Source organism: Lichenicola sp. (assembly GCF_965198575.1).
Classification (GTDB): domain Bacteria; phylum Pseudomonadota; class Alphaproteobacteria; order Acetobacterales; family Acetobacteraceae; genus Lichenicola.
The window spans coordinates 2,847,061-2,870,124 of record NZ_OZ240671.1 but is presented as its reverse complement, the minus strand read 5'-3'; the positions used below and the strand labels follow the sequence as shown (position 1 = coordinate 2,870,124).

Here is a 23,064-nt window from a genome sequence, read left to right as displayed (position 1 = left end):
TGACCGGCCTGCTCAGTGCTCGAAATGCGACGCCAGGCCGCCTGCCACAGGGCTGGCACCGGTATAGGCGGTGCCGAACGGGGCGATCAGGGCGCCGGTCTGGGCATCCCTGCCGTCGGGCGTGCTCTGGTCACCGGAAACCTTGTAGCGACCGAGATGCACGTCCGGCTTGTCCGGCGGAGGCTGCAGTGCAGGCCCCGGCATCGGTGCCGTCTCGAAGGTCTTGCGGTGCCCGAGCACCGTGAGGTTCTCCTGGGTGTCGGGAGGCGCGGCCGCAGTTCCGGCGGGCGTGGCAGCGGGGGCCGTCTGCGCAAACGCCGGCCCGGTCACTGCGGACCAGGCGACGACCAGCGCCAGCGTCGGCACGGCAAGCGCGGTGCCGGCGCGTAAAAGCTGTCCCATGTCGCATGTCTCCCGACCGGCGGCGCGACATGGCAGCGCGGCCGATACGATCTAGTCGCTCACGCTGTCCCGACACAAGTCCGACATCATTTCGTTCGGATCCGAAATACTTCGTGAAAATCTCGTTATTGCTTGTTATAAATCGGATGCAGAATCTGCCCGGGTTGACCCATGCTGCCGACCTTCGCGACCTCAGACATGCCTGTCGTGGCAGCTCCGCTGCTGTGCGGCATCGTCTATCGGCACCAGCCGAGCCCGGCCTTGCGCCTGGTCGGCTTCGCCACGCTCTGCAGCGCCATCGGCATGGCCGTGACGGCGCTGGCGCCGCGTGGCATCGGGCTCGTGCCGGACGTCGCCATCGCGCTGCACCTGCTCGGCGGCTTCCTCGCCTGGCGGGCAACGGCACAGATCTTCAACCGCCGCGCGTCGCTGGCATGGCTGATCCTGCCGCCGCTGCTCTGGCTGGCGCTGTGCCTGTTACCCGTCTTCCGCACGTCCCCACCCGATCGGCTGCTCGCCGCCACCCTCGTCAGCAGCGCCCTGACCGCCTTGTGCATGATGCCGCTGCTGCAGAACCCCAGGCAGAGCGATCCGCAGGCCAGCCTGCTCCTGGTCGGCACTGTCCATCTCTGCTGCACGGTGCTCTGGACGGTGGCGATCATGCAGCCACGGTTGCTGCCCTGGCCCTGGCTCCTGCACGCGGCACTGCCCGTCGAGATGCTGGTCTACATCATGCTGTGGCCCGGCCTCAGCCTGATCCTGATCGTCGAGCGGGCGCTACTCGCGCAGCAGCGGGAGGCCCTCAGGGACGAGCTCACCGGCGCCCTCAACCGCCGTGGCTTCTGGCGGGCGGCGGGACCGCTGCGCCGGCGCACCATCATCCTGGTCGATATCGACCACTTCAAGCGGATCAATGACGGCTTCGGCCACGCCGCCGGCGATGCGGTGATCACGCGGTTCACCCGGATCGCGTCCGAGCTGGCCGGACCGGACGTCGTCCTCGGACGCATCGGCGGCGACGAGTTCGCGCTGGCCATCGACAACGTCACCGTGACGCAGGCCCGCGATCTCGCCGAAACCCTCCGGAAGGCTGCCAGTGCCCACGGTCCCAGCCCCTGCTTTACCGTCAGCGTCGGCGTTACCGTCGGCACCGACGAGGCGCTGAGCGTCGACGACCAGATGGCGATGGCGGACCGTGCGCTCTACCGCGCCAAGCGCCTCACCCGGAACCGAACCGAACTCCATATCGGCGAGCCGGCGGAGGCCGCGGACGACACCGTGCGGGACGATCCCGAGCCGCTTCGGCTGCGCGCCGGACTGCGTACCGGCCGTCGGCAGAGGCGGGACTTCATCTAGCCCACGTCAGGTGGACCGCGCGGCGCTCCGGAATGCCTGCACGACGTGCTCGACATCCGCGTCGTCGAGCTCGGGATGGATCGGCAGGGCCAGGATGCGGCTGGCAAGATCCTCGGAAACCGGCAACGGCGTGTCGTCGTGATGCGGACGGTAGGCCGGCTGGTGATGCAGCGGCCGCGGGTAATAGATCGCGGTCGGCACGCCCTGCTCGCGCAAGGTCGCCTGCATGCGGTCACGCGCGGCACCGTCCTCGAGCAGCACCGCATACACCGCCCAGGCACTGCGACCACCGGCCACTCGTGCCGGGATCCCGGCGAACCCGGCGAGGCCACGATCGTAGGTGTCGGCGATCCGCTCGCGGCGATCGAGCTCACCCTCGAACGCGTCGAGCTTGGCCAGCAGCACCGCCGCCTGCAGCGTGTCGAGCCGGCCGTTCATGCCGGTGCGCAGGACCTCGTAGCGGGTCTCGCCTTCGCCGTGCGAGCGCAGGCTGCGATACAGCCTGGCCCGGTCCGCGTCGTCGGTCAGCAACGCGCCACCATCGCCATAGCCACCGAGCGGCTTGGAGGGAAAGAAGCTGATCGCGGTCGCATCCGCCTCGCGACCGAGCCGAACGCCATCCAGGCTGCCGCCGAAGCTCTGCGCGCAGTCGTCCAGCAGGAACATGCCCGCGTCACCGGCGATCTGCCGAAGCTCCGGCCAGGGCGCCGGCTGGCCGAACAGGTCGACACCGACGATCGCTGCCGGCCGCAGCGTGCCCGCCTGCCGCACCGCCTCGATCCGCAGCCGCAGATGCGCCGGATCGATCTGGAAGGTGTGCGCGTCGACATCGACGAACACCGGTGTCGCACCCAGCACCAGCGGCACCTCCGCGGTCGCGGTATAGGTGAAGGCGGGCAGGAACACGGCATCGCCCGGCCCGATGCCGGCGGCCATCATGGCGATCTGCAGCGCGTCGGTGCCGGAACTGACAGCGACGCAATGCGCCGCTCCGCAGAAGTCCGCCAGCCGTGACTCCAGCTCCTGCACCTCCGGCCCGAGCACGAACTGGCAATGCGCCAGCACGGCATCGATGCGCGCGCGCAGGGCCGGGGCCATCCGGGCCGCCTGCGCCTTCAGGTCGAGAAACGCGACCTGTCTCGGGGCGGGACCATCGGGGTTCATCACAGGATCCTCTCGGGCTCGGCGGTTTCCGTGGCGCCGTCCGGGTTGTGGACGAATTCCGGCACCAGGCGCTTGAGCAGGGCAAGCGCCTGGTCCGCATGACCGGCGCGGCAGCTGGCACCGATCGCCGCGAGCGCCTGCCCGACCACCACCGGATCGGCGGTGCGCGGCGTGGCCATCAGCAGCCCGGGATAGCCGGTCGGCACCGGCGGCTCGCTGCCATGGAACAGCTCCTCGAACAGCTTCTCGCCGGGGCGCAGGCCGGTGAAGCGGATCTGCACGTCGTCATCCGGGCGCAGGCCGGCGAGCCGGATCATCTGCCGCGCCAGGTCGACGATCTTCACCGGCTCGCCCATGTCGAGCACGAAGATGCCGCCATCCTGCAGCAGAGCGTCGGTATCGGCGGCGGCCGTCCGGTCCTGGCTGGCTCCGACCGCGCTGGCCTGCAGCACCAGCCCGACGGCCTCGCTCACCGTCATGAAGAAGCGCTGCATGTCGGGATGGGTCACGGTGAGCGGGCCGCCACGCTCGAGCTGGCGGCGGAACAGCGGCACCACCGACCCGGTGCTGCCGAGCACGTTGCCGAACCGCACGGTCACGCAGCGCATCCCGGTCCCGGCACGCCGGGCGGCGATGTCGAGCGACTGGCAATACATCTCCGCGGCCCGCTTCGACGCACCCATCACGCTGCTCGGATTGACCGCCTTGTCGGTCGAGATCAGCACCATCTCCGATGCTCCCGCCTGCGCCGCCGCATCCGCCACCTGGCGGGTGCCGACGATATTGGTGAGCATGCCCTCGGCCTGGTTGGCCTCGACAATCGGCACGTGCTTCAGGGCGGCTGCGTGGAACACGATCTCCGGGCGGAACTCGGCGAACAGCGTCGCCAGCCGGCCGGCGTCGCGGATGTCGGCCACCACGGTCCGCCGCGTCACGTCCGGGGCCAGTTCGGCCAGCTCGAGATCGACCTGCCACAGCGCGAACTCGCCATGATCGAGCAGCACCAGCAGCTCAGGCGACAGGGCAGCCACCTGGCGTGCCAGTTCCGAGCCGATCGTGCCGCCGGCGCCGGTCACCAGCACCCGGCGGCCACGCACCAGGCGCGCCATCGCCTGGGTATCGAGCGCCACCTGTGGCCGGTTCAGCAGGTCCTCGATGGCCACCGGGCGCAGTTCCACGCGTGATGCCGGCGACAGCGTGGTCGGATCCGGCACCCGGCCGACCGGGATCGAGAGCCGGTCGGCCTCGCGGATGATCGCCGCCAGGTCGCTGCCGCGCAGTTCCGGGTCGGTCACCACTAGACCGTCGGGACGCAGGCCCTGCCGCTCGAGCCGGTCGAGCACCGGGCCGACATCGCGCAAGGTGCCCAGGATCGGCACGCCATGGATCCGGCGACCGGGCTGGTGGCTGCCATAGGCGAGCAGCCCGGTGATCCGCAACGGCGTATCGCGGGCGCGCTGCACCGCACGCAGGAACAGGTCGGCGGCCTCGTCGGCGCCGACGAGCAGCACGTTCTGGGTCGGCGCGGTCGCAGCCGCCGGGCCGAAGCGCCCCTGGCTCAGGCGATAGACGATGCGCAGGCCGCCCAGCAGCACCAGCAGGGTCAGGGCGTGTATGATCGGGAAGGTAATGCTTGGCAGCCGGAAACCGGTCGCCAGCAGCAGGCCGGCAAACAGCACCGCACTCGCCACCGAAGCCCCGGCGATCCCCATGAGATCGGCGACACCGGAAAACCGCCAGTACTGCTGCGGCATGCGGAACGGGACGCCGACGATCACCAGGGTGATGGCGCCACCGGCGAGGAACCAGAGCGGATGGATCAGCCCGCCTTGCGGATCCGCCAGCCAGCGCGCGATCGGCGCTGCCACTGCGGCCAGCGCACCGTCGAGCGCGATGTTGACCAGGATCCGGTTCATCGGCCGGAAGCTTCGGCGCCGGTCAATACGCTTGGGCGGTGCTGCGGCCCTGGCGAGGGGTGGAGACGCCGGAGACTCCGACCGAGGACGCAGCAAGGGACGTTGCGAGGGCATCTTCGCGACCCTATAGCCCAGCGTCCGCCGCGCTAGAAGGGCACGAGCGGCTCGATCGAGTGCCAACTCAGGAGGTCGTCATGGCGCATCAGGACATGGCGGCACGTCTGCCGGCGCTGCTCGGGCTCGCGGTGTTGGCGGCCTTGCTGTCCGGCGTGGTGGTCCGGCGGATGATCCGGGTCGGCGTGCTGGATGTGCCGGGCAGTCGCAGCTCGCATGATCGCCCGACGCCGAAGGGCGGTGGCGCAGGCGTCGTGGCGGCGGTCATGGCCGGTGTTCCGGCGGCTCTGTTGCTTCTGCCCGGGCAGTCCGGCGAACGACCAGCGACGCTGCTGCTGCTGCTCGCGGTGCTGCTGCTGGCCGTGGTGTCCTGGGCGGACGACCTTCGGCAATTCGGCTTCCAGATCAAGCTGGCAGCGCAGGCGGCGGCTGGAAGCCTCGCCATCGGTGCGGTGGCGGTGCTGCTGCCGACCCACCTACCCTGCGTCATGGTGCTGCCACTGGTGCTGGCCTCACTGTGCTGGCTGCTCCTGGCAACCAACGCGTTCAACTTCATCGACGGCCTGAACGGCCTGGCGTCCGGCAGCGGCCTGATCGCGAGCGTTGCCGTGGGCTGGCTAGCCTGGCGATTGCAGAACCCGCTCCTGTCCGCGGCCGCCATCATGACCGCCGCGGGATTGGCCGGGTTCCTGCCCTTCAACTATCCCCGCGCCCGGATCTTCCTGGGCGATGTCGGCAGCCAGGCGTGTGGCCTTCTGCTGGGAGCGTTCGCACTGCTGCTTGCTGCGTCGGGAGGACGGGACGGCACCTCCCTCGGCCTTGGCCTGCTCGTGCCGCTCGCTCTGGCCGGCATCCTGTGGGACGTCGTGTTCACTCTTGCCCGCAGGGCGATCAATGGCGAGCGGATTACCGAGGCGCATCGCGGACATCTCTATCAGGTCGCCTCGCGCTCCGGTCTCTCCGCACCGGTCGTGACGCTGATACATTGGGGCTTTGCGACATGGGGCAGCGTCATCGCCGTCGTCATGGCGCCATCATCGCCGACGATGGCCATCTGCGTCGTCCTGACGCCGCAACTGGTCTGGACGTGGATCGTCCGGCACCGCGCAAGGCGGGCCGGACTGGCAGGCTGGTCCTGAAGCGGATCGATCTAGCGGAGCGTCAGCTCGATCCCCTGGGCTGCGCCGGCAAGCCGAGCGCCCTTCGTCACGTCGTCGATACGAATCACGACGCCGTTGCCGTTCGTGAGGGCACGGCCTCCGAGCCCGCTGCCCACGGTCGCCTCACCGTTCGCAGCGGCATAGGTTCCGTCGAAGTCATGCAGGTTCCTGAGGTCATAGACGCGTCCATGACCGACCACCTTGGAAAAGCCGACCGCCGCCACGTCAACACCCTTTACCGAGAAATGGTAGGTGTGGCCGTGATACTTGAGCACGCCATCACCCCAGGTGAAGCCGATGCCGACGTCGGCCGCCTTGGCTACGATCGTGACGTAGCCGTCCGGACGATGGTTCGTGCCCGGATCCTGAGCTGCGAGCGCGGGCATGGCAGACACAGCCAGGGCAAGGCCAAGACTGGTCGAAAAGGCGGATAGGCGCATTGGGGCGCTCCTTAAATTCATGATCGAGGGCCGCATCACGCGAACCTCGGTTCATCCGGTAGAGCCGACACGCCCGGCCGCGTTCCGCCAGCCGTGTCAGGCGGTGGATGATCAGCCAGCAGCGCGACGGCCGCTCCGTTCCTCGACAGGGCCGGAACGGCGCGAGGTGGTCGAGGCCTCGGACATGATCGAGCGCAGCTCGCGAAGATAAGCCGCACCCTTGAGGGTACGCTGCACCAGGATCGAGCGGCGGTCCATCGGATCCACCTTGCGACGGGCGAGATCGAGTTCACCGAGCCGATCGAGCGCGCGGGTGATCGCGGGCTTCGAAACGTTGAGGTCTGCAGCGAGGCCACGCACGGTATGGGCGCCGTCCTGCAGGTAGCAGGTGAGGAAAACGCCGAGCTGTCGCGCCGACAGGTCAGGCCCATCGCGGCGGACCATCGAAACGACGGTGTCCCGAAGTGTTGCAACCAGGTGGTCGGTCGTTGAGGCCTGGGCCATCCTGCAGTTCCCTTCATGGTCGAGACGGAGCGGCAGAACGCTGCTCCGCTTGGTCGTCAGGCGCACCGAACGACCGTTGGTGCTTGCACACCAGAACCCTGGTTCGCCGGATGCGAATCTCCAGGAGATACAAGTCCGTCTTATAATCCCCGGAAATGACTTGGTTCATTCCCGATTACGTTACTGGAGTGTTTCAGTCCGGTCGAAGATTAAGAATCGGCAACAGTGCGTGGAACATTGCTCGGAGTCCGAGCGCCTCTCCCCCCTCCGGACGGCCGGCACGGGTTTGATCATTCCAGGCGTAGGTGTCGAGATGTGCCCACCGCGCTGATTTGGCCACGAAACGATGAAGAAACAGTGAAGCGGTGATCGATCCGGCCATCGGCTTGGATGAAACATTGTTCAGGTCTGCAATCGGACTGGAAAGCCAGTCGTCGTAGCCTCCCCAGAGCGGCAGCCGCCAGATCGGGTCGTGCGACTGCAGGCCTGCCCGGCCGAGATGCAGCGCCGTCGACTCGTCGTTGCAGAACAATGCGGGCAGGTCCGGTCCGAGTGCCGTCCGGGCGGCACCCGTCAGGGTCGCGGCGTCGAGCAGCAGGTCCGGCGCGGCATCGGACGCTTCGGCCAGCAGGTCGCAGAGCACCAGCCGGCCCTCGGCGTCGGTGTTGCCGATCTCGACGGACAGGCCACGACGGGTCCGGATCACGTCGGAAGGCCGCATCGCACTGCCGGAGATGCTGTTCTCGACGCAGCCCAGCCTGAGCTCCAGCCGCACCGGCAGGTCGTGCGCCATCACCAGCCTGGCCAGCGCTAGCATGATCGCCGCGCCGCCCATGTCCTTCTTCATGCGCAGCATCCCGGCGGACGGCTTGATGTCGTAGCCACCGGTATCGAAGCAGACGCCCTTGCCGACCAGCGACAGCAACGGTGCGTCGTCGCCCGCCTGCGACCCGCGCCAGCGCGCCACCAACACCTGCGGCGGCCGCACCGATCCGGCCCCCACCGCGGCCACCGCCGGATACTCGCGCGCCAGATCGTCGCCGGCGATGATCTGCGCGTCGGCACCGAACGCCCGCATCACCTGCTGCGCCGCCTCCGCCAACTCGAGCGGGCCGAGCAGGTTGGCCGGCATGTTGATCAGGTCACGGGCAAGCCACGTCGCGCGCGCGATCTCGGCTCCGGAGCGATACGCTTCCTCGTCCGCGGGCAGCAGCAGCAGGGCCTGCTGCACGCGATCGGGCCCGGCCTTGGATCGCAACCGGTCGAAACGGTAGGCGCCGAGACAGAAGCCGAGCACCGCATCGTCCAGTGCAACGCCCGCCGGCAGCAGCAGCCGCCATACCGCTGCAGTGCCTCCGGTTTCGGGATCCTCCTGCTGGTCTGCCAGAGCCGCGGCAAGGCTGCCGAACGGATGCGGCGACTGCCGGATCGACGGCTGCGGCTCCGGACCCAGGCCGAGCACGGCTGCGGCAATCCCGTCCGGCCCCGGCAGCTTCACCAGCTCGCCGGCACGGCCCCGGAACCCGTTCGCGGTAAGCCAGGCGGCGCTTGCGGCTCCGAGCATGCCGGGCAGCGCCGGCAGCCCCTCCGGACGCACGGCGTGGATATCGCGCACGCGCTGGTCGGGCGCGAGTGCCGACGAGGTGATCAGGCAGTCGAGCGGGCGGTCGAACATGCGGCATTCCTTGAGGTGGCACGTGCCGGGACTTCGCCGGCGCATGCGGCAGAATCCTGACGACACCCGCGCGACCTTGCAAACCGCGCCCAGGCGACCGACCATCCGTCCATGACGGGCCCCCCTTTCCGGCCGCGTGGCCCAACTCTGCTCCCCGACCTCCCAAGTCAGGGGCGGCGCGAGGAGCCTCGCAGCGGCGCTTTCGCGCCCCGTGTGAAGGCCGTGCTCGGTCCGACCAACACCGGCAAGACGCACCTGGCGATGGAGCGGCTGCTGGCGCACAGCTCCGGCATCATCGGCTTCCCGCTGCGGCTGCTCGCGCGTGAGAACTACGACCGCATGGTGGCGCAGAAGGGCGTCGCCCGGGTCGGGCTGATCACCGGCGAGGAAAAGATCGTCCCGCCCGACGCGCGCTGGTTCTCCTGCACCGTCGAGGCGATGCCGCTGGACCAGATCGGCGGCCCTGCCCCCGGGGCCAACCGGCCGGGCGGCGAGGGCATGATCCGGCCGGAGTTCGTGGCGGTCGACGAGATCCAGCTCTGCGCCGACCCCGACCGTGGCCATGTGTTTACCGACCGGCTGCTGCATGCGCGCGGGCTGGTCGAGACCATGTTCCTGGGTGCCGAGACGATTCGCCCGCTGCTGTCGCGGCTGATCCCGCAGGTCGAGATCGAGACCAGGCCGAGGCTGTCGCAGCTGCTGAATGTCGGGCCGGGCAAGCTCACCAAGCTGCCGCCGCGCTCCGCCGTGGTCGCGTTCTCGGCGGCCGAAGTCTACGCCATCGCCGAGCTGATCCGCCGGCGCCGCGGCGGCTGTGCGGTGGTGATGGGCCGGCTCAGCCCGCGCACCCGCAACGCCCAGGTGGCGCTGTACCAGGAGAAAGAGGTCGACTATCTGGTCGCCACCGACGCGATCGGCATGGGCCTCAACATGGACGTGAACCATGTGGGCTTTGCCGGCCTGTCGAAGTTCGATGGCGCCCGGCCGCGCCGGCTGACCGCGGCCGAGGTGGCGCAGATCGCCGGACGCGCCGGGCGTGGCATGCGCGACGGCACCTTCGGCACCACCGGAACCTGCCCGCCGATGCCCGACGACATCGTGGAGGCCGTGGAGGCGCACCGGTTCGATCCGCTCGAGCAGCTGTTCTGGCGCAACGACGCGCTCGACCTGTCGGGACCGGATGCGCTGCTGTCCAGCCTGATGGAGCCGCCGCCGTTCCGGGGGCTTGCGTCCGGCAACGACGCGTCGGATCTGCAGACGCTGCAGGCGCTCAGCATGGACCCGGAGGTGCGCCGGCTCGCGGTCAGCCGATCCGCCACCAGGTTGCTGTGGGAGGCGTGCCAGATCCCCGACTTCCGCAAGCTCGGGGACGACAGCCACACCAGGCTGTGCGCGCGGGTGTTCTTCGACGTGATGCAGTCGGGGCGGCTGTCGGCGGTATGGCTCGAGTCGCTGCTGAACGGGCTCAACCGCGCCGATGGCGACATCGACACGCTGATGCAGCGGCTGTCCGGGGTCAGGGTGTGCGCCTACATCGCCGCCCGCCGCGACTGGCTCGAGGACGCACCCGCGTGGCAGGCCAAGGCGCGCGAGATCGAGGACCTGCTTTCGGACGCGCTGCATGAACGGCTGACCGCGCGCTTCGTGGATCGTCGCGCTGCGCTGCTGATCCGCAGCCTCGACGAGGCCGAGCGGTCCGGCGGCTCCGATCTGCTGTCGGCGGTGACGGCGCGCGGCGAGGTGGTGGTCGAGGGCCACTCTGTCGGTCACGTTTCGGGGTTCTCGTTGATCCCGGACCCGCAGGCGGAGGGGCCCGAGAAGCGCCTGGTGCTGCGGGCGGCACGCCGGGCCCTGCGCGAGGAGATCCCCCGCCGCGTGCAGGCGCTGAGTGTGGCCGCGGACACCGACTTCTCGCTGAGCGAGGATGGGCGGCTGGTGTGCTGGAACGCGGCGCCGGTCGGGCGGCTGCGGCCCGGGGTGTCGCTGCTGCGGCCGATGGTCGAGGTCCGCGACAGCGAGTTCCTCGACGGGGCCCAGCGCGAGCGGGTGCGGGCCAGGCTGCAGGCATACGTGGAGGCAACGGTGGCGCAGGTGCTGGCACCGCTGTTCGAAGCGGAACGCCGTGCCGCCGACGACGCCGAGATGCGCGGCGTGCTGCATCTGCTGACCGAGCAGGCCGGGCTGGCTGTCGGCCAGGGTGGCGGCGTGCCTGCCGCGGAGCCACAGCGTCGGGCGGACCCTGGGGCCGAGGCTGCCGGCGGACCCGCGGATGGGCACGCCGGCCAACCCCGCACGCGCGGCAGCCGGCAGCCGGTCTCGCCGCTGCTGCGGGCGCGGTTGAAGCCGCTCGGCGTGCGGGCGGGCCGGTTCGCGGTGTTCATGCCGGCGCTGCTGAAGCCGCGGCCGGCGCGGTTGCGGGCGATGCTGCTGGCGATCCGCGCCGGCATTCCGCTGCCGACGCTGCCACAGGAGGGTCGCATCTCGATGCCGCGCGACACCCTGGACGGAGCACAGGCCGGCTTCCTGACGAAACTGGGCTGGGTCGAGTGCGGTCCGCTGCTGCTGCGGCTCGATATTGCCGAGCGGGTTGCCGGCGAGCTGCTCTGGCTGACCCGGCGGCGTCCGACCGCCCTGCCCGCCGACCTGGCCTCCCGGCTCTCGACGCGCACCGAGCTGCTGCCGCTGGTGCTGCCGGCGCTGGGGGTGCGGATGCTGCCCCCGGTGGCTCTGCCGGACGACGCCTTCGGACCACCACCGCCGGCGATGCTCGGCCCGCGTGGCGATCGCGCCCGCCACCTCGCCCGTACGCGGCACGCGGCAAAGGCGGCCAGGCCACACCGCACGCCGACGACGGCAGCGCCACGGGACGATGCTCGCGCGGAAGACCCGAGCGCCGCGCCGCCGCCGGTGGCTCCCGTGATCGTGGAGTCCGCCACCCCGCGGACGGGTGGTGATGTCGAGCCGGTCAGCCAGCAGCGGCCGATCCGGCTGGATGACCGGCGACCGAAGCCGGCATCACGACCTGTTGCGCAGCCGCCGAGGCCGCCCCGTCGCGAAATCGATCCGGACAACCCGTTCGCCGTGTTGGCGAAGTTGCGGTTCGGTCGCTAAGGCCGCGCCGTGGTCTCCGAGGCGGAGGGTCGTGACTGGCAGCGACTGGATATGTGGCTGTGGTGCGCGCGCTTCCTGAAGGCGCGGTCCGACTGCGTCCGGCTGATCGAGGGCGGGCTGGTGCGCATCAACCGGCAGCCGACCGAGAAGGCGCATGCCCGTCTGCGGCCGGGCGATGTGCTGACGCTGCCGCTTCCGGGCCGCGACGTGCGGGTGGTTCGGGTGGTGTCACTGGCCAGGCGGCGCGGGCCGGCGCCGGAAGCGCGCACCTTGTATGAGGACATCCCGGAAGCCGGGCCGGCGCACCCGGCATCTCCTGGGGGACCCGGGGAATGAGCACCGTCGCGTGCGGGGGGACCCTCGCGGCTTGCGCTCGACCGGAAACACTTTCATATGTCGCGCCCTGCAGCAGGACTGGCTCGATGGTCGGTCCACGCTCGCTTGCGGGCTGTTTTGAGAGGCGATCGTTCGTGAGGGCGACGCCGCATGATCGGAGATGGCGATGACCTACGTGGTCACCGAGAACTGCATCCGCTGCAAATACATGGACTGCGTCGAGGTCTGTCCGGTCGACTGCTTCTATGCGGGCGAGAACATGCTCGTGATCAATCCGGACGAGTGCATCGATTGCGGCGTGTGCGAGCCGGAATGCCCGGCCGAGGCGATCTTCCCCGACAGCGACGACCGCGCCGGCGCCTGGGCGGAGGCCAACACGACCTACGCCAAGACCTGGCCGAACATCACCCGCAAGGGCACCCCTCCGGCAGACGCTGACGAATGGAAAGACAAGCCGGGCAAGGCCGACCAGTTCTCGCCGAACCCCGGGAGCTAACCGGCCCGGCTCAGGACGACCGCCCGCTCCCGGGACCGAGGGTCGGGCGGCTGGCCCTGGCGACGCTGCTGTTCACGGCACTCTATGTGACGACGGTGCCGGCGGCGTTCTTCCTGGTGATGGTGGTGTTCACCTGGGAGCTGTTCCGGTGGCTGCTGCTGTCGGTGATGCTGGTGCCGGCGCTGCTCGGACTGGGACTTCTCGGGCTCGTCAAGGGCCTGCTGCCGAGTGGCCTGCTGATCGGCGTGATCGCAGCTCGCACGCCGAACCGGCATTGGCCCAAGCTGCTGGCGGCGGCGACCATCCCGGTGATCGACCTGCTGCTGTTGCGCGCGTCGCCCCTGCCCCGCCTGCTCGAGCGCGGCAGCCTGCTGCTTATGGATCATCGCGCGTTGTTCGCGCTCGACACGATCGCCCCGCTGACCGCCTCGGTGCTGGTCACGCTGGCGTTCCCGCAGCGCCTCGTCCGGCGGCTCCTGCGATCATCCGCGAGTCCCCGGTGATGAACCCGGGACTGGATGCGGGGCCTCGTGCGGCAGGATGCTCACGAACACCCCGTCCTGCGGTCGATAACCGGCGCTGTCCCGCGCATGGGGACTCAGGTGACAGCTCCGCCCGCCTCTGCTTCAGCTAGGCATCGGCATGCGGCCTGATGGTCAAGGCGATCCTGGCGTCCAGCGCCGCCTGCTGCAGCCCGCCGCCTCCAGTCAGATTCAGGCTGCGGGGTGCCGTCCACGGATACTGCGTCCCTGAGCGCGATGCCGAGGTCGTTGACCTCACGGTGCGAGCAGGGAACGTCGCAGCTGGCCAGCCTGTCCACGCGGGGCGCTTCAATGGAACAGGTTCCGAGCAGCGGGAGGGGGGCGGCCGATGGCGGCACGCATGGCCGTTCGTATCGTGTCGATCCCGCGTCGTGACAGAGCCTGAACTGCGGCGATGGTGAGTACTCGGCCGCTGGGCTTTCATCTTCAGGAATTGCCGGGACCCAGCTACGGACTCGCGTGACCGATGCCCTCGAACCGGCGGCGATACTCGGCTGGCGTGACGCCGAGCTGGCGCTGGAAGGCGCGGCGGAAGGTGTCGATCTCGCCGAACCCGCAGGCGACCGCGACCTGCTTCGGCCGCTCGCCGGCTTCCAGTCGATGCCGGGCGGCCTCCACCCGGATCGATTCGACCCAGGCGCTCGGGGTGGTGCGCAGCTCCTGTCGGAACACCCGCGCGAAATGCCGCGCACTCAGCCCGGCGCGCGCCGCCAGTGCCGCCAGGCTGGCATCCGCCTGCGGGTTGGAGATCACCCAGCGCTGGATCTCCTGCAGCGCCGATCGGCCGGCCGGACTGGCCTCCGCGCGCCGGCTGAACTGCAGCTGGCCGCCCGGTCGCTTGAAGAACATCACGAGCTGCGAGGCGACCTGCTTCGCGATCCCCGGCCCGAGATCCTCCTCGACCAGGGCCAGCGCCAGGTCGAGGCCTGCGGTCACGCCGGCGGCCGTGCGCAACGGCCCGTCACGGACATGAAGCGCATCGGTCTCGAGCCGGACCTCGGGGAAACGCGCGGCGAGCTGCTCCGCGACGGCCCAGTGCGTAGTGATCCGGCGGCCGTCGAGCAGTCCGGTGGCCGCCAGCAGCATCGCCCCGGTGCAGACCGAACCATACCGACGGCTCCGCGGCGCTTGCATCCGCAGCCAGTCGAGCAGAGCCGGATCGGCGGCCCGGTCGGCGAGATGCGGGCCGCCTGCGACCAGCAGGGTGTCGAAGGCGGCGGGCATGTCCTGGCCGAGCACCTGGTTGGGAAGGATGCGCAGGCCGGACGAGCTCGTCACCGGACCAGGCGCCGTCGCGATCACCTCGGTCAGATAGGCCAGGCCGCCGGACTGGATATTGGCCTCGGCGAACACGTCGACGGGACCCGCGACGTCGAGCAGCTGCACACCGGGGAGTGCCAGGATGCCGATCGTCCTCGGGCGTGGTTCGCGTCGCATTGTCTCGTGGAATGTCCGTTTTCGTCGTGATACGACTGTAGTGGCCATGCGGGGGAGCGTCTAGGCTGATGCCATACCGGAAAGGACGCTCATCATGACCACGGAACGCGACATCATCAGGATCCCCGACAGCAGGCTCGCCCGTGAGGTGACCGAACTCGTGCGCGACACCGAGTCCGAGCTGCTGTTCAACCACTCGAGCCGCGTGTACCTGTTCGGGGCACTCGCCGGCGAGCGGCGCGGTCTCGGCTTCGATCCGGAACTGCTCTATGCGGGCGCGATGTTCCACGACATGGGCCTGACCAGGACCCACAGCAGCGCCGACGAACGTTTCGAGGTCGATGGCGCCAATGCTGCGCGCGACTTCCTGCGGCGGCATGGCATCGCGCAGGCCGACATCGACACGGTCTGGACCGCGATCGCGTTGCACACGACGCCAGGCATTCCGAAGCACATGCACCCTGTGGTCGCACTGATGACCGCCGGCGTCGAGATGGATGTGCTGGGCCTGAGCTACGACGAATACCCGGACGCGCAACGCGACGCGGTGGTGCAGGTGTTTCCGCGCACGCCGCACTTCAAGGAGGACATCATTCAGGCCTTCTATGACGCGATCAGGCACAAGCCGGAGACGACCTTCGGCAACGTCAAGGCCGACGTGCTTGCCGACAAGGATCCGCATTTCCACCGCGGCAATTTCTGCAGCGTCATCCGCGGATCGCATTGGCACGGCTGAGCGCCACTCTGTTGCGGACCAGCCTGTTGCACGAATGACACTGGTGGATTATGGCTCAGGCAGGGGTCTTGCACGGTCCCGATCGGTGTAATAGGGAAACGCGCTGACGCAGCTGACCGAGCACATTGTGCCGGGGCGGCAGATCGGATCCGAGCAGGCATCGAGGAAAGACTGGCAGATGGAGCCACCGGGCCGCCAGACCGACAAGGTGTCATTCCGGAGCGATAACCGTAGCGCCTGGCCAATCGCGCGTGCTTCGTTGCTGGCAAGCCTTGCCTGCATCGCGATCGAAGTTTCGGGAACGGCGCGGGCCCAGGTCGTCGGATCCGGTGAGGCGGCCGTGACCAGCACGCCGGCGCCGGCAGACGGCACCGAGGAGATCACCGTCACGTCGGAGCGGCGCACGCAGAACGTGCAGAACGTCGGAAGCTCGATCAGCGTGATTTCGGGCAACACTCTGGTGACCCGCAACGTCAACGACGTGTTCGACCTGCAGTATCTGACACCGTCGTTGCAGGTGACGCCGCAGTTCGGCAGCGGCCAACCGTCGTTCGCGATCCGCGGCCTGGGCTTCGACGACTATGCGAGCAACAACGCGCCCAGCGTCGGCATCTATGTCGACGAGGTGTCGCTGCCGGTACCGTTCGCCACCAACGAAAGCACCTTCGACGTCCAGCGTGTCGAGGTGCTGCGCGGTCCGCAGGGCACGCTGTATGGCCGCAACACCACCGGCGGCGCGATCAATTACATCCTGAACAAGCCGACGCCCGATCTGATCGCCGGGATCGACACGCAGTACGGCAGCTTCGACAGCTCCAAGGTGGATGGCTTCGTGTCCGGGCCGATCAGTGACCGGGTGCAGTTCCGGATTTCCGGCGAAACGCAGCATGGCGGCGCGTTCGAGCATAATCGCGACGGCGACGGATCGGTACTGGGCGACGTCAACCGCAACGCGCTGCGCCTGCTGCTCGACGCCGAGGTGACCGACACGCTGAAGCTGGAGCTCAACCTGCATGGCAGCCACGATCGCTCCGACGCCGACGGGCTGCACCTGTACGCGCCGTTGACCGCGGTGAACGATCTCAATCCGCTGGCACCGATCGAGCCTGCCGACACGGATCGTTTCGCGACCGGCTGGGGCACCTCGAAGGTGTTCGCGAACGAGATCGGCATCCAGCCGAACCAGAAGCCGTTCACCCATGTCGACACCGCCGGCACCAGCCTGCGCGCCGACCAGACGCTGAGTTTCGCCACCCTGACCGACCTGATCAGCGAGGATTACGCGCAGCGCACCGAGTACGACAATTTCGACGCTTCCTCGCAGTCGATCGCGGACGTGTTCCTGAACAGCCGCGCCGACGTGTTCTCCAACGAGCTGCGGCTGACCTCACGCGATGGCGGGCGGCTCAACTGGGTCGGCGGCATCTTCTATTCGAACCAGTTTCTGAGCGACATCTACCGCTCCGGGTTCGACGACATCTATGGCCTGGAAGGGAACGTGCATTACTCCCAGACCGTCAACACGATCAGCGGTTTCGGCCAGGCCAACTACAAGGTCACCAACGCGCTGACCCTGATCGGCGGCCTGCGCATCGAGCACGAAACCCGCCGGCTCAACAATTTCACCTCGCAGTTCCTGGCAAACGACGTGCTCACCAATCCTGCCGACTCCGTCGGACCCCAGAGCACCAGCTATACCCTGCCGTCCGGGAAGATCGAGCTGGACTACAGCCCGATCCATCGTGACATGATCTATGCGTCGGTCAGCCGGGGCATCAAGTCGGGTGGGTTCACGACGTACAACTCGCCCGACCCTGCAGCATCTACCGCGCCGTTCCAGCCGGAAAAACTCTGGGCGTACGAGATCGGCAACAAGCTCGAGGTGCCGGATCAGCACCTGCGTTTCAACATCTCGGCATTCTATTACGATTATCACGACCAGCAGGTGCAATCGGAGGTGGTCAATCCGACGGTCGGGCCGATCGGCGTGATCGTCAACGCGCCCCGTTCGCATCTTTATGGCGGCGAGTTCGAGACCAGCTGGACGCCACTGCCCAGGCTGACCCTGACGCAGTCGGCCGGCTGGGCCACGGGACAATTCGACGACTTCAACGCGATCACCGGCGCCAACCTTGTCGACGGCAAGTATGTCGCCATCGATGCCAGCCGCAAGGGCGACAGCCTGCCGGCGCCGAAGATCACGATGAACGGATCGGTAAGTTACAGGTGGGATCTCGGGCAGTTCGATCTGGTCACCGAAGGCGATTACAGCCTGCGCAGCACGCAGCGCTCGCTGTTCGGGCCGCTCTACAACGTCGCCGGCTATACCCTGTTCAATACATCGGTCAGCCTGTCGCCGAAGAACGGCCGCTGGAGCCTGGCCGCCTTCGGGCAGAACATCCTGGACAAGCAGTACGACGTCACGCGCAACTTCTTCGTCCAGGGCGACGACATCGCACTGGCCGGATTGCCGGCAACCTGGGGCGTGCGGCTCTCGGTGAACTACTGACCGCGACTCCGTGAGGTTGACCGCCGGGCGGGAGGACGCAGTATGACCCCGCATGGCCCGCGTGCTTCCCGGGCCGTAGCCTCGAAAGGTCACAGTGTGCGCCAGATTTCCGGACCGGACCGGTTGCGGCCGATGCTCGCGGTCATGCTGCTCGTCGCCGGCGGGACGGCAGCTGCAGAGGCGGCCGCCCCGAAGACGACGCTGTCGATCGGGCTGGCGCTCGAGCCACCGACGCTGGATCCGAGCGCCAATCCGGCGGAGTCGATCCGGTCGATCACCAACGGGAACGTCTTCGAGGGGCTGACGGCGATCGACCAGGACGGCCACGTGCAGCCTCTGCTGGCGCATGACTGGACGGTCTCGCCGGACGGGCTGCGTTACGATTTTCACCTGCAGCCGGGGGTGAAGTTCCAGGACGGCACGGCGTTCGATTGCCCGGTCGTGCAGTTCTCCTACGGGCGCGCGGCGGCGAAGGACAGCATCAACCCGCAGAAGCAGTTCTTCGAGCCGATCGCCAAGGTTGAGTGCCCGTCGCCGGTGGAGGCGGTGGTAACGCTGACCAGGCCGGTCGGCAGCTTCCTCTACGACATGGCCTGGCCGGACGCGGCGATGATCGCACCGGGCAGTGCCGCCGGGAACGCCACCCATCCGATCGGCACCGGCCCGTACCGGTTCTCGTCCTGGCGTCGCGGCGACAGCCTGACGCTGGAGCGCAACGACGCCTATTGGGGGCCCAAGCCCGCCATCCGGACGGTCGTTTTCCGCTTCATCACCGACCCGCTGGCCGCGACCAATGCGCTCGAGGGCGGCCAGCTCGACGCCTACCCGTCGTTCCCGTCCCAGGAACTGCTGGCCCGGTTCCGCGGCGATCCGCGCTTCGCCGTGGAGAAGGGCACCTTCCCGATCAAGATCCTGATGGCGTTGAACGAGGCCGTGCACCCGTTCGACGATATCCGTGTGCGGCAGGCGCTGGCGTACGCGATCGACCGGCACGCCATGCTGCAGGCGATCGGCGACGGTGACGGCACGGTGATCGGCTCGCATATGAGCCCGTCGGATCCGGATTATGTCGACCTGTCCGGGCGGTATCCGTTCGATCCTGCCAAGGCGAAGCAGCTGCTCGCCGCTGCCGGAGTGAAGCCCGGCACGCCGATCGCCATCACCATCCCGCCGGTCGATTACGCCCGCAAGTCCGGCGAGCTGGTCGCGGCCTTCCTCGGTGAGGTCGGGCTGAACGTGACGCTGGTGCCGGTCGAGTGGCCGCAATGGCTGTCGCAGGTGTTCGCGCACGCCGCCTACCAGACCACGATCGTGGCTCACACCGAACCGCACGATCTCGATATCTATGCCCGGCCCAGCTATTATTTCGGCTACCACGATGCAGCCTACCGAACCCTGTTCCAGCGTTACGAGAGCACCAACGATCCGGCTGCACGGCACGCGCTTTCGGTGCAGCTGCAGCAGAAGCTCGCCGATGACGAACCCAACGTGTTCCTGTTCTCGACGCCCCGCTACGGCGTGTGGGACGCGAAGCTGCACGGCATGTGGCACAATCAGCCGATCGCCGCGATCCCGGTCGCCGGAGTGACCTGGTCGCCATGAACGGCCCGCTCGGGCGGGTGGCCGGCATGGTCGCGACCCTGCTGGCCGGCTCGCTCATCGTGTTCCTGGTGCTGAACCTGCTGCCGGGCGATCCGGCCATGGTCATGCTGGGCGTCGATGCACGGCCGGACACCGTCGCCGCCCTGCACCACCAGCTCGGCCTCGATGCGCCGCTCGCGGTCCGCTACCTGCGCTGGATCGGCGGCCTGCTCAGCCTGCATCTCGGCACCAGCACCACCTACGGCATCCCGGTGTCGCAGCTGATCGGCAGCCGGCTGCTGATCACCCTGCCGCTGGCTGCGATCACGCTGGTGCTTTCGGTAGCAATCGGGATCCCGGTTGGGGTCGCGGCGGCGAGCCGGCAGGGACGCACCAGTGACACCGCGATCATGCTGGCGGCACAGCTGTTCAAGGCGATCCCGGATTTCTGGGGCGGCGTGCTGCTGATCCTGGTGTTCGCGCTGGCACTGCATTGGCTGCCATCTGGCGGCTTCCCTGGTTGGCAGCAGTCGCCGGCACGCGCGCTGCTGGCGCTGGTGCTGCCGTCACTGGCGCTCGCGTTGCCGCAGGCGGCGATCCTGGCCCGGTTCATGCGCTCCTCGACGCTGTCGGCACTCGGTCAGGATTTCGTCCGCACCGCCCGCGCCAAGGGCCTGACCCGGCGCGCCGCACTCTGGCGGCATGCGGTGCCGAACGCGCTGATCCCGGTGGTCACGCTGATCGGCATCCAGTTCCCGCTGCTGCTGACCGGCACGATCATCGTCGAGAACGTCTTCAACCTGCCCGGGCTCGGCCGCCTGCTCTACGAGGCGATCAACCAGCGCGACCTGATCGTCGTGCAGGACCTGGTGGTGATGCTGGTCTCGACGGTGCTGCTGGTGAACTTCGCCGTCGACCTGGTCTCGCTCCGGCTCGATCCGCGCCTGGGATCCGGAACCGCGCGCGCGTGACGGCGTCGCCGATACGGTCGGTGCGGCACCGGCGCCGGCTTCGACATCCAAGCCTGTGGCTCGGGCTGCTGATCCTCGCACTGGTGCTGCTGCCGGCCGCGCTTTCGGTGGTCTGGACACCGTATCCGCCCGGGCGGCTGGACATCCTGCACCGCCTCGCCTCGCCATCATCCGTGCACCTGCTCGGCACCGACCCGTTCGGTCGTGACCTGCTGTCGATCCTGATGGCGGGTGCGGCCAACAGCACGTCGGTGTGCGTCGCCGCGATCGCTGCCGCCTTCCTCGTGGGCGTGCCGCTGGGACTTGCCGCAGCCTCCCCCGGGTGGCGCAGTGCGGTGGTGATGCGCGCGACCGATCTCTGCCTCGCCTTCCCGCCGCTGCTGACCGCGGCGATGATCGTCGCGGCGAAGGGTCCGGGCGCGGGTGGCGAGATCCTGGCGATCGGCGTGTTCAACATCCCCGCCTTCGTGCGGCTGACCCGCAGCGCCAGCCTGTCGGTGCTGAACCAGGATTTCGTCGCCGCCGCACGCATCGCCGGACGCGGCCGTGTCGCCGTGCTCGCACATCACGTGCTGCCGAACATCGTGGCGATGCTGCTGGTGCAGGTGACTCTGGCGCTGGCGGTCGCCGAGCTGTCGGAGGCCGGGTTGTCCTATCTCGGGCTCGGCCTGCCGCCGCCGCTGCCGAGCCTCGGACGGGCGCTCGCCGACTACCAGACCCGCATCTTCGACGATCCGCTGCTGGTGGTGGCGCCGGGAGCCGTGGTGGCGCTGCTGGTGCTGGGCTTCAACCTGCTCGGGGACGGCGTGCGCGACCTGCTCGATCCGACGCTGCCGCACGCGCCATGAGCGCGCTGCTGGAAGTCGAGGCGCTGTCGGTGCATCTGCGCCAGGACGGGCGTGAGGCTGCAATCCTGGACCGGGTCGGGTTCAGCCTGCAGGCCGGCAGCGCGCTCGGCATCGTCGGCGAGTCCGGCTGCGGCAAGTCGGTATTGGCGCTGTCGCTGATCGGACTGCTGCCGCCGGCGATGCGGGCGTCCGGCGCGATCCGGCTGGACGGCATCGACCTGCTGACGCTCACCGAACCCGCGCTGTGCCGGGTGCGTGGCCGGCGGGTGTCGATGGTGTTCCAGGAGCCGACGCGCGCGCTCAATCCGACGCAGCCGATCGGCCGCCAGGTCGCCGAAGGCATGCGCCTGCATCTGCGTCTCGGGCGTGCGGAGGCGGAAGCGCGCGCGGGCCGGCTGCTCGATCGGGTCGGGCTGCCGGGGGCGGTGGTGTCGCCGCACTCGCTGCCGCACCGGCTCTCCGGCGGCCAACGGCAGCGCGTGATGATCGCGGTGGCTCTCGCCTGCGACCCGTCGCTGCTGATCGCCGATGAGCTTTCGACCGCACTCGACATGACCACCCAGGCGCAGATCCTGGAGCTGCTGGCCGAGCTGGTGGCCGAGCGACGCATGGGCCTGCTGCTGATCACGCACGATCTGGGTCTGCTTGCGCAGGTCTGCTCGCACGCGCTGGTACTATACGCTGGTCATACCGTGGAGACCGCGACCATACCGGCGCTGCTTGCCGCACGAGCGCACCCCTACACCGAGGGGCTGTTCGCGAGCGGGCTGCATGTCGGGACCGTGACCCCGGGGAGCGTGCTGCCGACGATCCCCGGCCAGGTGCCGCCACCATTCTCGCGTGGTGACGGCTGCTGCTTTGCCTCCCGCTGCCCGCGCATGCAACCGGACTGCCTGCCCGCCCAACCGCCGCTGGTCGTCATCGGCGACACCGCATCGGCCGAGCCACACCGGGTCGCCTGCCTGCACCCGCTGATCGCCGCATGAGCGCGATCCTGCTCGAGGCGGCCGGCCTGACCCGATCCTACGGAAGCGGTCAGCCGACGGTGCTCTCGGGCATCGACCTGGTCGTGGCGCCGGGCGAGACGCTCGGGATCATCGGCGGTTCCGGGTCCGGCAAGTCGACGCTCGCACGCATCCTGATGGGACTGGAACCGCCCGACAGCGGCACCGTGACCTTCCGCGGCACCGACCTGTTCGGCACCGACCGCAACGCCATCCGCGCTGTCCGCACCCAGATCCAGGCGGTGTTCCAGGACCCGTACGGCTCGCTCGATCCGCGGCTCCGGATCGGCAGCACGGTGGCGGAACCCTTGCTGGCACTGGGGCTGGACCGGGCGGCACGGAGGGAGCGGGTGCGCGAGGCGCTGGAGGCGGTGTCGCTGCCGGCCGATGCCGTGCGGCACTACCCGCACGAGTTCTCCGGCGGCCAGCGCCAGCGCATCGCCATCGCCCGCGCCCTGGTGACCCGGCCGGCGCTGCTGATCGCCGACGAGCCGGTGTCGGCGCTCGACGTCTCGGTGCAGGCGCAGGTGCTGAACCTGCTGCTGGAGCTGCGCCGGCGCCTGGACCTTGCCTATGTGTTCATCAGCCACGACCTGGGTGTGATCCGCCACGTGGCCCAGCGGGTGCTGGTGCTGGATGCCGGGCGGATCGTCGAGCAGGGGGACGCGGAACAGGTCATGCGCGCACCCCGACACGAGGTCACCCGCCGGCTGATCGCGGCACTCCCCGGCACCCGTGCTACTTCGGGGCCATGATGGACCG

Annotated in this window: 20 protein-coding genes; 13 read left to right on the top strand and 7 right to left on the bottom strand. The window is 69.0% G+C overall.

Translation table 11 applies throughout. The features are described 5' to 3' along the window. Positions 1-12: 12 nt before the first annotated feature. Positions 13-402 carry a hypothetical protein gene (locus tag ACOEQ2_RS13030; RefSeq protein ID WP_419728401.1) on the bottom strand — a complete coding sequence of 130 codons (390 nt, stop codon included), beginning with the start codon at positions 400-402 and terminating at the stop codon, positions 13-15. A 198-nt stretch (positions 403-600) separates the two neighbouring features. Here ACOEQ2_RS13030 and ACOEQ2_RS13025 point away from each other — a divergent pair, with 198 nt between their 5' ends. Beyond that, positions 601-1,758 carry a diguanylate cyclase gene (locus tag ACOEQ2_RS13025; RefSeq protein ID WP_419728400.1) on the top strand — a complete coding sequence of 386 codons (1,158 nt, stop codon included), beginning with the start codon at positions 601-603 and terminating at the stop codon, positions 1,756-1,758. Positions 1,759-1,764: 6 nt separating this feature from the next. On the opposite strand, the gene ACOEQ2_RS13020 is transcribed toward ACOEQ2_RS13025, so the two are convergent. Both ACOEQ2_RS13020 and ACOEQ2_RS13015 read right to left on the bottom strand, forming a co-directional pair. Continuing rightward, positions 1,765-2,922 (bottom strand): DegT/DnrJ/EryC1/StrS family aminotransferase, encoded by a 1,158-nt coding sequence (locus ACOEQ2_RS13020; protein WP_419728399.1) that lies wholly within the window; start codon positions 2,920-2,922, stop codon positions 1,765-1,767. Further along, a complete protein-coding gene (locus tag ACOEQ2_RS13015; protein WP_419728398.1) occupies positions 2,922-4,838 on the bottom strand; it encodes a polysaccharide biosynthesis protein in 1,917 nt (638 codons plus the stop codon). Before ACOEQ2_RS13015 ends, ACOEQ2_RS13020 begins: the two co-directional genes overlap by 1 nt. Before the next feature lie 194 nt (positions 4,839-5,032). Between ACOEQ2_RS13015 and ACOEQ2_RS13010 the strand changes: the two genes are divergently transcribed. Beyond that, on the top strand, positions 5,033-6,091 hold the full coding sequence (locus tag ACOEQ2_RS13010) for a glycosyl transferase (protein ID WP_419728397.1): 1,059 nt from the start codon (positions 5,033-5,035) through the stop codon (positions 6,089-6,091). An 11-nt stretch (positions 6,092-6,102) separates the two neighbouring features. On the opposite strand, the gene ACOEQ2_RS13005 is transcribed toward ACOEQ2_RS13010, so the two are convergent. The 3 genes from ACOEQ2_RS13005 to ACOEQ2_RS12995 all read right to left on the bottom strand — a co-directional run bounded on the left by ACOEQ2_RS13005 (position 6,103) and on the right by ACOEQ2_RS12995 (position 8,731). Beyond that, positions 6,103-6,552 carry a hypothetical protein gene (locus ACOEQ2_RS13005; RefSeq protein WP_419728396.1) on the bottom strand — a complete coding sequence of 150 codons (450 nt, stop codon included), beginning with the start codon at positions 6,550-6,552 and terminating at the stop codon, positions 6,103-6,105. A 111-nt stretch (positions 6,553-6,663) separates the two neighbouring features. Next, the gene (locus ACOEQ2_RS13000) at positions 6,664-7,056 is read right to left on the bottom strand and encodes a MarR family transcriptional regulator (protein WP_419728395.1); all 393 of its coding nucleotides are present in this window, start codon (positions 7,054-7,056) and stop codon (positions 6,664-6,666) included. 193 nt (positions 7,057-7,249) lie between these two features. Then, a complete protein-coding gene (locus tag ACOEQ2_RS12995) occupies positions 7,250-8,731 on the bottom strand; it encodes a leucyl aminopeptidase family protein (protein WP_419728394.1) in 1,482 nt (493 codons plus the stop codon). A gap of 111 nt (positions 8,732-8,842) precedes the next feature. On the opposite strand from ACOEQ2_RS12995, the gene ACOEQ2_RS12990 reads away from it, so the two are divergent. The 4 genes from ACOEQ2_RS12990 (at position 8,843) to ACOEQ2_RS12975 (ending at position 13,177) form a co-directional block, all read left to right on the top strand. After that, positions 8,843-11,842 carry a helicase-related protein gene (locus tag ACOEQ2_RS12990; RefSeq protein ID WP_419728393.1) on the top strand — a complete coding sequence of 1,000 codons (3,000 nt, stop codon included), beginning with the start codon at positions 8,843-8,845 and terminating at the stop codon, positions 11,840-11,842. A gap of 9 nt (positions 11,843-11,851) precedes the next feature. Further along, entirely contained in the window at positions 11,852-12,178 is a 327-nt protein-coding gene (locus ACOEQ2_RS12985; RefSeq protein WP_419728392.1) for a S4 domain-containing protein, read from the top strand. 166 nt (positions 12,179-12,344) lie between these two features. Then, positions 12,345-12,674: a ferredoxin FdxA gene (fdxA, locus tag ACOEQ2_RS12980; protein WP_419728391.1), complete on the top strand. Its 330-nt coding sequence runs from the start codon at positions 12,345-12,347 to the stop codon at positions 12,672-12,674. Between the two features lie 86 nt (positions 12,675-12,760). Then, positions 12,761-13,177, top strand: a complete 417-nt coding sequence (locus tag ACOEQ2_RS12975; protein WP_419728390.1) for a hypothetical protein — start codon at positions 12,761-12,763, stop codon at positions 13,175-13,177. 486 nt (positions 13,178-13,663) lie between these two features. Here ACOEQ2_RS12975 and ACOEQ2_RS12970 read toward each other — a convergent pair whose 3' ends face one another. Then, a complete protein-coding gene (locus ACOEQ2_RS12970) occupies positions 13,664-14,653 on the bottom strand; it encodes a GlxA family transcriptional regulator (RefSeq protein ID WP_419728389.1) in 990 nt (329 codons plus the stop codon). 94 nt (positions 14,654-14,747) lie between these two features. On the opposite strand from ACOEQ2_RS12970, the gene ACOEQ2_RS12965 reads away from it, so the two are divergent. The 7 genes from ACOEQ2_RS12965 (at position 14,748) to ACOEQ2_RS12935 (ending at position 23,057) form a co-directional block, all read left to right on the top strand. Beyond that, positions 14,748-15,389: an HD domain-containing protein gene (locus ACOEQ2_RS12965; protein ID WP_419728388.1), complete on the top strand. Its 642-nt coding sequence runs from the start codon at positions 14,748-14,750 to the stop codon at positions 15,387-15,389. Positions 15,390-15,729: 340 nt separating this feature from the next. Next, complete coding sequence (locus tag ACOEQ2_RS12960) at positions 15,730-17,898, top strand: TonB-dependent receptor (protein ID WP_419728387.1); 2,169 nt, start codon at positions 15,730-15,732, stop codon at positions 17,896-17,898. Between the two features lie 96 nt (positions 17,899-17,994). After that, positions 17,995-19,500, top strand: coding sequence for an ABC transporter substrate-binding protein (locus tag ACOEQ2_RS12955; RefSeq protein WP_419728386.1), 1,506 nt, complete (start codon positions 17,995-17,997; stop codon positions 19,498-19,500). After that, positions 19,497-20,450: an ABC transporter permease gene (locus tag ACOEQ2_RS12950; RefSeq protein ID WP_419728385.1), complete on the top strand. Its 954-nt coding sequence runs from the start codon at positions 19,497-19,499 to the stop codon at positions 20,448-20,450. Before ACOEQ2_RS12955 ends, ACOEQ2_RS12950 begins: the two co-directional genes overlap by 4 nt. Next, a complete protein-coding gene (locus ACOEQ2_RS12945) occupies positions 20,447-21,298 on the top strand; it encodes an ABC transporter permease (RefSeq protein ID WP_419728384.1) in 852 nt (283 codons plus the stop codon). The genes ACOEQ2_RS12950 and ACOEQ2_RS12945 overlap by 4 nt, the downstream gene beginning before the upstream one ends. Beyond that, positions 21,295-22,284: an ABC transporter ATP-binding protein gene (locus tag ACOEQ2_RS12940; RefSeq protein ID WP_419728383.1), complete on the top strand. Its 990-nt coding sequence runs from the start codon at positions 21,295-21,297 to the stop codon at positions 22,282-22,284. Before ACOEQ2_RS12945 ends, ACOEQ2_RS12940 begins: the two co-directional genes overlap by 4 nt. Beyond that, positions 22,281-23,057: an ATP-binding cassette domain-containing protein gene (locus tag ACOEQ2_RS12935; protein WP_419728382.1), complete on the top strand. Its 777-nt coding sequence runs from the start codon at positions 22,281-22,283 to the stop codon at positions 23,055-23,057. The genes ACOEQ2_RS12940 and ACOEQ2_RS12935 overlap by 4 nt, the downstream gene beginning before the upstream one ends. Positions 23,058-23,064 lie beyond the last annotated feature (7 nt).

Coding starts and splice junctions, on each gene's coding strand:
- ACOEQ2_RS12940 (WP_419728383.1), top strand. CDS start 21,295: ATGAGCGCGCTGCTGGAAGTCGAGGCGCTGTCGGTGCATCTGCGCCAG.
- ACOEQ2_RS12935 (WP_419728382.1), top strand. CDS start 22,281: ATGAGCGCGATCCTGCTCGAGGCGGCCGGCCTGACCCGATCCTACGGA.
- ACOEQ2_RS12950 (WP_419728385.1), top strand. CDS start 19,497: ATGAACGGCCCGCTCGGGCGGGTGGCCGGCATGGTCGCGACCCTGCTG.
- ACOEQ2_RS13005 (WP_419728396.1), bottom strand. CDS start 6,552: ATGCGCCTATCCGCCTTTTCGACCAGTCTTGGCCTTGCCCTGGCTGTG.
- ACOEQ2_RS13015 (WP_419728398.1), bottom strand. CDS start 4,838: ATGAACCGGATCCTGGTCAACATCGCGCTCGACGGTGCGCTGGCCGCA.
- ACOEQ2_RS12995 (WP_419728394.1), bottom strand. CDS start 8,731: ATGTTCGACCGCCCGCTCGACTGCCTGATCACCTCGTCGGCACTCGCG.
- ACOEQ2_RS13010 (WP_419728397.1), top strand. CDS start 5,033: ATGGCGCATCAGGACATGGCGGCACGTCTGCCGGCGCTGCTCGGGCTC.
- ACOEQ2_RS12990 (WP_419728393.1), top strand. CDS start 8,843: ATGACGGGCCCCCCTTTCCGGCCGCGTGGCCCAACTCTGCTCCCCGAC.
- fdxA (WP_419728391.1), top strand. CDS start 12,345: ATGACCTACGTGGTCACCGAGAACTGCATCCGCTGCAAATACATGGAC.
- ACOEQ2_RS13000 (WP_419728395.1), bottom strand. CDS start 7,056: ATGGCCCAGGCCTCAACGACCGACCACCTGGTTGCAACACTTCGGGAC.
- ACOEQ2_RS13025 (WP_419728400.1), top strand. CDS start 601: ATGCCTGTCGTGGCAGCTCCGCTGCTGTGCGGCATCGTCTATCGGCAC.
- ACOEQ2_RS13030 (WP_419728401.1), bottom strand. CDS start 402: ATGGGACAGCTTTTACGCGCCGGCACCGCGCTTGCCGTGCCGACGCTG.
- ACOEQ2_RS12970 (WP_419728389.1), bottom strand. CDS start 14,653: ATGCGACGCGAACCACGCCCGAGGACGATCGGCATCCTGGCACTCCCC.
- ACOEQ2_RS12965 (WP_419728388.1), top strand. CDS start 14,748: ATGACCACGGAACGCGACATCATCAGGATCCCCGACAGCAGGCTCGCC.
- ACOEQ2_RS13020 (WP_419728399.1), bottom strand. CDS start 2,922: ATGAACCCCGATGGTCCCGCCCCGAGACAGGTCGCGTTTCTCGACCTG.